Below are 6,196 nucleotides of genomic sequence, written 5' to 3' on the forward strand. Positions count from 1 at the left end.
TGGTCGAGCAGGAGGGCGACGGAGAGGATCGCGGCCGTGGGGTCGGCCTTCTGGCTTCCCGCGATGTCGGGCGCCGATCCGTGCACGGGCTCGAACATCGAGGGGAACGCGCCGTCGGGGTTGATGTTGCCCGAAGCGGCGAGGCCGATGCCACCGGTGACGGCGCCGGCCAGGTCGGTCAGGATGTCGCCGAAGAGGTTGTCGGTGACGATCACGTCGAAGCGACCCGGGTTCGTGACCAGGAAGATGGTTGCCGCGTCGACGTGCAGATAGTCTACGGCGACGCCGGGGAACTCCCCCGCCACCGCGTCGACGATGCGCTTCCACATGCCGCCCGCGTGCACGAGCACGTTGGTCTTGTGCACGAGCGTGAGCTTCTGGCGGCGCCGCGCGGCCAGGGCGAAGGCGTAGCGCACGACGCGTTCGACGCCGTAGGCCGTGTTGACCGAGGTCTCGTTGGCGACCTCGTGCGCGGTGCCGCGGCGGATCGAGCCGCCGTTGCCGACGTAGGGGCCTTCAGTGCCCTCGCGCACCACGACGAAGTCGATCTCGCCGGGCTCGGCCAGCGGTCCGGTCGATCCCGGGTACAGCTTCGACGGGCGCAGGTTGACGTAGTGGTCGAGCTCGAAGCGGAGCTTCAGCAGCAGCCCGCGCTCGATGTTCGCGTTCGCGAGCCGCGGGTCGCCGGGGACTCCCCCGACCGCTCCGAGCAGGATCGCGTCGTGGGAGGCGATCGCCGAGAGATCGTCGTCGGTGAGGGTGTCTCCGGTCTCGAGGTAGCGTCCCGCACCGAGCGAGAAGGGCGTCTTCTCGAACGTGACGTCCGACGCGGCGGTGACGGCGTCGAGCACCTTCACAGCCTCGGTGACGACCTCGGGACCGATGCCGTCACCGGGGATGACGGCCAACTTCACGACACGCGACATCGCTCTCCTCAGAGCTCGGGGCGCGTCACTGCTTCGACGCGCCGCGGGATCCTCCCAGGGTAGTGGCAGCGATCACCGCGGCCACGACGATCAGGCCGGCACCGATGAGCGCCGTGATGACGACACCCGAGTCGAAGGCGTGCGCCGCGGCCGTGCGCAGCGCCTCGGCCAGCGCGGGATCGTCGAGCGTCTGCGACACCGCGACGGCGCCCGCGAGGGTTTCACGTGCCCCCTGCGCGGCGGCATCCGGAAGGCCGGCGGGCAGCACCAGCTGCGCACGGTAGAACGCGGCCAGGATGCCACCCAGCACGGCCGTTCCGAGCACGGCTCCGACCTCGTACGCGGTCTCGGACACGGCGCTCGCAGCTCCCGCCTTGGCCGAGGGAGCGCTCGAGAGGATCAGCTCGTTCGACACCGTCTCGGCCGCGCCGATGCCGATGCCGAGCAGACCGAAGGCGACGATGAGCTGGACGAGGTCGGCGGTCGAGAACGCCACCATGACGTAGGCGACGACCGAGAACGTGAGAGCGATGGGCACGACGACGCGGGGAGCGAGGCGCTTCGCGACCGGAACGACCGCGAGTCCCGAGACGATCATGAGCACGAGCCCCGGCAGCAGGGCGAAGCCGGCCACCATCGGCGAAAGACCCACCACGAGTTGGAGGTGCTGCGCGACGAAGTAGAGGAAGCCGACGAGTCCGACCACGCTGAGGAGGTTGACCAGGATCGCGCCCGAGAAGGTGCCCCTGCGGAACAGCGACATGTCGAGCATGGGGGTCGGCAGCGCCCGCTGCCGGCGGACGAAGAGCCAGCCGAAGACCACGCCGACGACGAACAGGACCGGCGCGAGCGACAGCGGGCCGTCGACGGCGAGCTTCTTGATGCCGTAGACGATCGGCACCATCGTCGCGAGCGACAGCAGCACGCTCACCGGGTCGAACCGGCCCGGGTGCGGGTCGCGACTCTCGGGGACGAAGAACGGCGCGAGGATCAGCAGGGGGACGAGCACGGGCACGGCCATGAGGAAGACGGAGCCCCACGAGAAGTGCTCGAGCAGGAAGCCCCCGACGATCGGACCGAGAGCGGCGCCGGCGGAGAAGCCCGACGCCCAGATGGCGATGGCGAATCGACGCTGGTCGCGATCGCGGAAGATGCTGCGCAGCAGCGACAGCGTCGAGGGCATGAGCATCGCCCCGAACACACCCATGAGCGCGCGGCCCGCGATGAGCAGCGCCGCCGTGGGCGCGAACGCGGACAGCGCGGAGACGGCCGCGAAGCCGGTCGCGCCGATCAGCAGGAGGCGACGCCGACCGAAGCGGTCTCCCAGGGTGCCCATGGTCACCAGCAGACCCGCCAGGACGAGCGGGTAGACATCGATGATCCAGAGCTGCTCGATGCTCGACGGCTGCAGGGACAGCGCGATCTCGGGCAGAGCGAAGCTCAGCACGGTGTTGTCGACCGAGACCAGCAGCACCGGCAGCATGAGCACCGCCAGCGCGAACCATCCGCGCCACCCGGCGCGGGTCACGGCGATGTCTTGCGTGGGCAACGACGAGGTGAGCATTCTTCGAATCCGTTTCTAAACCGTCCAGCCGGTATAGTAACAGACAGGAAACACCGCTCGCCAGTACGATCGAGGAGACATGAGCCGCCCCCCACTCGCCCGCGAAGCCGTTCTCGACGCGTTCACCCGCATCCTCGTCGACGAGGGCGAGCGTGCGGCGACGGTGGATGCAACGGCCCGCGCGGCGGGCGTTTCCAAGGGTGGTCTGCTCTACCACTTCAACTCGAAGAGCGCCCTCGAGGCAGCCCTCGTCGAACGCCTCGAGAAGCTCGCACGAGAAGACATCGACGAGATCGAACGTTCCTCCGAGGGCGCCGTCGCGGCGCACATCCGGTCCTCGCAGAACACCGGCTCCGCGCTCGATGTCACGATCCTCGCGGTGTCGCGCTTGGCGCAGAACGGCAACGACACCGCGACGGCGTCGCTCCGCCACGTGCGCGAGCTGTGGGAAGAGAGCCTGCGCGGACACACCCGCGACGAGACCGCGCTGCAGATCGTCCTCCTGGTCAGCGACGGCCTCTATTTCAACGCCGTGCTCGACCTGAACGCCGTCCCGAGCCCTCGGGTCGAAGGCGCCGATCTCGACAAGCTCATCGAGGCCGTGGTCGCCGCGACCACCTGAGGCATGCTCCACACCCGCTCTGCGCCCGCGTGAGGCCCGCGAGAGCAACCGAGACCGGCTCAGTCGCGCCGCCGCTGCGTCTGCCGCTCCCGACGCTCGCGCCGCAGATCCATGACGACGCCGACGAGGATCAGCACCCCGCCGATCGCGCCGAGGATCCCCCACGGAGTCCGGCGCAGGACGTCGGCCACCCCCGCGACGAGGAACAGGATGCCGAGACCGGCGGAGACGAAGCGGAGGACGATGGCCACTCGCGCATTCTCGGCGAGGAGCTTAGGCGTCGCCCGAAAGCGCGTGAACGCGTGACCTTCGCGCCGACCTGCCCCCTTCGCGGCGAGGCCGGTGCGACCACGCCCCATCGCCCCGTGGGGGTCGAGCGCTGACCCCCAAAGCGGAGAAGGGGGCCGCCGTAGCGACCCCCTCCCCCGTGACGCGTCCGGGCCTCAGCCCTCAACGATGTCGATCTGGCGGAACAGGTCCGCGCCGACGGCTTCGCGCATCGCGGCCAGGATCTCGTCGGGCACCGGCGAGTCCACCGTGAGCACCGAGAGCGCGCGACCCGTGGCATCCGGAGCGGCCACCTGCAGGCCCGCGATGTTGATGCCGGCCTCTCCGAGCTTCTGGCCGTAGATCGCGACGATGCCAGGGCGGTCGGCGTAGCGCATCACGATGTGGTGCTGCTCGATCGGCACCTCGATGTCGTAACCGTTGATCGCCACGACCTTCGGGACCATCCGCGTTCCGGCCAGGGTGCCGGCGACGGTAAGGCTCGACCCGTCCGCGAGGGTGCCGCGGAGGATCGTGATGTTCCGGTACAGCGGGCTCTCGGCCTCGACGACGAGGCGTGCCTCGACGCCCCGCTGCTCGGCGAACAGCGGAGCGTTGACGTATGACACGCTCTCGCTGACGATGCGGCTGAAGTACCCCTTGAGGGCGGCGAGACGGTAGACGCTCACATCGTAGGCAGCGAGCTCGCCGCGCACCTCGATGTCGAGGCTCGCGAGAGCGCTGTCGGCGAGGCCGCTGAAGAACTGGCCGAGCATCTCGACGAGCGCGATGCCGGGGCGCACGAACGGATCGATCGCGCCACCGGCGACGTTCACGGCATCCGGGACCAGGTCGCCCTCGAGGGCGAGCTTGACGCTGCGGGCGACCGAGACGCCCGCCTTCTCCTGCGCCTCTTCGGTGCTCGCACCGAGGTGCGGGGTGACGACGACGTTCGGCAGGTCGAGGAGCTTGCGCGCGGGTCCGCCCTCGGCCGGCGGCTCGGTCGAGAACACGTCGAGCCCAGCTCCGGCGATCTCACCGGTCGTGAGGGCCTCGAACAGCGCCTCTTCGTCGATCAGGCCGCCGCGGGCGACGTTGATGACGTACGCGCTCTTCTTCATGCGGCGCAGCTGGTCGGTGCCGATCATGCCGGTCGTCTCGGGCGTCTTCGGCATGTGGATGGTGACGAAATCGCTCTGCTCGAGCAGTTCGTCGAGCGAGACGAGCTGCACGCCCAGCTGCTGCGCGCGCGTGGCGGTCACGTAGGGGTCGTACGCGATGACGCGCATGTCGAAGCCCTGCAGGCGAGCCGCGATGAGAGCGCCGATGCGGCCCAGACCGATGATCCCGACCGTCTTCTCGAACAGTTCGGTGCCGGTGAAGGAGCTGCGCTTCCACAGACCCTGCGCGAGCGAGGCGTGGGCGGCCGGGATGCGTCGCGCCAGGCTGAGCACGTGACCGACCGTGAGCTCGGCGGCCGAGATGATGTTGGAGGTCGGAGCGTTGACCACCATCACGCCGGCCGCGGTGGCCGACTTGATGTCGACGTTGTCGAGGCCGACCCCGGCGCGCGCGACGACCTTCAGCGACGGAGCCGCGGCGAGGGCCTCGGCGTCGATCTGGGTGGCCGAGCGCACGAGCACCGCTTGCGCGTCGGCCAGGGCCGAGAGCAGCGCGGGGCGGTCGGTCCCGTCGACGCCTCGCACGTCGAAGTCGGGGCCGAGCGCGTCGATCGTGGCGGGAGAGAGTTCTTCGGCGATGAGCACGACGGGCTTCGTCACGGATGCGTCCTTCGAAACGGTGCTGGGGGCAGCCGCGCACCGTCGCACCTCCGGCGCGAACCGGGCGCGCGACCCGTGCGGGCCGTCTGCCAGCCTAGCGCGATGCCGATCGGATGCCGGACCGTATGACGCGCGTCCCCGCCGGGCGCCTCTTCGAGCCTCGGCGGCCACGAGACTGCACACAGGTGATGCGTCCCTCGCCGCGGGCGAGGGCGCTCGCCATGGCGATCCGGTCTCGGCACCGCCGCAGGGCTGAGGCCGTGGGGGCTTGCCTCGGGGGATGCCGGCAGGCCGCGGACCAGACCGCGGAAGAGGCGATCTACGACCCGTACAACCCGTAGGAAGTCGTGCCGTAGCCCACGATCGCGAGCCAGAACGCCGCCGACACGGTCAGACCCGCGAGCAGGACGATCGCGAATTCACCGGCAGTTCGTCGCGCGCCGATCGCGAACGCGACGCCGAACGCGATCAAGGGGAAGACGATCGGCAGGATGTAGACGAACCAGCCCAGGCCGTTGAGCCCCAGAGCACCGGTCGCCTGTTGCACCAGCAGCGCGACGGCGCTCCACACGACGTACGCGTAAAACAGACCGAACAGCCCCGCGATCGTGACGACCAGCCAGGTGGGCAGGCGGCGCGTGCGGACGGCGCCGTTCTCGCGCGTGCTCATGCGAAGACTCCCAACGACAAAAACGGCCACGGGACGAGCAACACGATGCCGAGGATCAGCAGCAGGAAACGCTGCCAGGTTCGCCACCCGCGCGTCGTGGCGAGCACGGCGACGAACCAGACGAGGGGCGCCAGGGCCGCGGCGATCGTCAGCGCGACGATCGTCACCTCGGGGATCGGCAGCCCGAGACCGCGCAGCTGCAGACCGGCGACGAGCCAGCCGATCGCGAAGAGAAGAAAGGTCGCAGCGACCATCCCGATCCCCACGAGACCCACGTTGCCGAGCGGCGCCGAGGAGCCGGCATCCGTCCCGTCGGCATCGAGGTCGTCCGACGCGGACGGTTCCGGATGCCGCGCGGCCGGGGCC

At 69.9% G+C, this 6,196-nt stretch carries 7 protein-coding genes; 1 reads left to right on the forward strand and 6 read right to left on the reverse strand.

From position 1 onward, the window contains the following. The coding region (locus tag NS220_RS18425; RefSeq protein ID WP_058625425.1) for a 3-isopropylmalate dehydrogenase at window positions 1-926 on the reverse strand (926 nt) is incomplete at its 3' end. A gap of 25 nt (window positions 927-951) precedes the next feature. After that, window positions 952-2,490 (reverse strand): MFS transporter, encoded by a 1,539-nt coding sequence (locus NS220_RS18430; protein WP_058625426.1) that lies wholly within the window; start codon window positions 2,488-2,490, stop codon window positions 952-954. 79 nt (window positions 2,491-2,569) lie between these two features. Between NS220_RS18430 and NS220_RS18435 the strand changes: the two genes are divergently transcribed. Then, complete coding sequence (locus NS220_RS18435; RefSeq protein ID WP_058625427.1) at window positions 2,570-3,112, forward strand: TetR/AcrR family transcriptional regulator; 543 nt, start codon at window positions 2,570-2,572, stop codon at window positions 3,110-3,112. A 59-nt stretch (window positions 3,113-3,171) separates the two neighbouring features. Here the strand turns inward: NS220_RS18435 and NS220_RS18440 are convergent, their stop codons facing one another. The 4 genes from NS220_RS18440 to NS220_RS20325 form a co-directional block, all read right to left on the reverse strand. After that, a complete protein-coding gene (locus NS220_RS18440; RefSeq protein WP_058625428.1) occupies window positions 3,172-3,363 on the reverse strand; it encodes a hypothetical protein in 192 nt (63 codons plus the stop codon). Between the two features lie 192 nt (window positions 3,364-3,555). Further along, the gene (gene serA, locus NS220_RS18445) at window positions 3,556-5,160 is read right to left on the reverse strand and encodes a phosphoglycerate dehydrogenase (protein ID WP_058625429.1); all 1,605 of its coding nucleotides are present in this window, start codon (window positions 5,158-5,160) and stop codon (window positions 3,556-3,558) included. Between the two features lie 319 nt (window positions 5,161-5,479). Continuing rightward, window positions 5,480-5,830 (reverse strand): hypothetical protein, encoded by a 351-nt coding sequence (locus NS220_RS18450; protein WP_058625430.1) that lies wholly within the window; start codon window positions 5,828-5,830, stop codon window positions 5,480-5,482. Next, window positions 5,827-6,196, reverse strand: a 370-nt coding sequence (locus tag NS220_RS20325) for a DNA polymerase III subunit gamma/tau (RefSeq protein WP_193755423.1), incomplete at its 5' end; no start/stop codon positions are given. The genes NS220_RS18450 and NS220_RS20325, both read right to left, overlap by 4 nt.

The sequence above is a fragment of the Microbacterium testaceum genome (assembly GCF_001476655.1).
Taxonomy (GTDB): Bacteria; Actinomycetota; Actinomycetes; order Actinomycetales; family Microbacteriaceae; genus Microbacterium; species Microbacterium testaceum_C.

Coding starts and splice junctions, on each gene's coding strand:
- NS220_RS18435 (WP_058625427.1), top strand. CDS start 2,570: ATGAGCCGCCCCCCACTCGCCCGCGAAGCCGTTCTCGACGCGTTCACC.
- NS220_RS18450 (WP_058625430.1), bottom strand. CDS start 5,830: ATGAGCACGCGCGAGAACGGCGCCGTCCGCACGCGCCGCCTGCCCACC.
- NS220_RS18430 (WP_058625426.1), bottom strand. CDS start 2,490: ATGCTCACCTCGTCGTTGCCCACGCAAGACATCGCCGTGACCCGCGCC.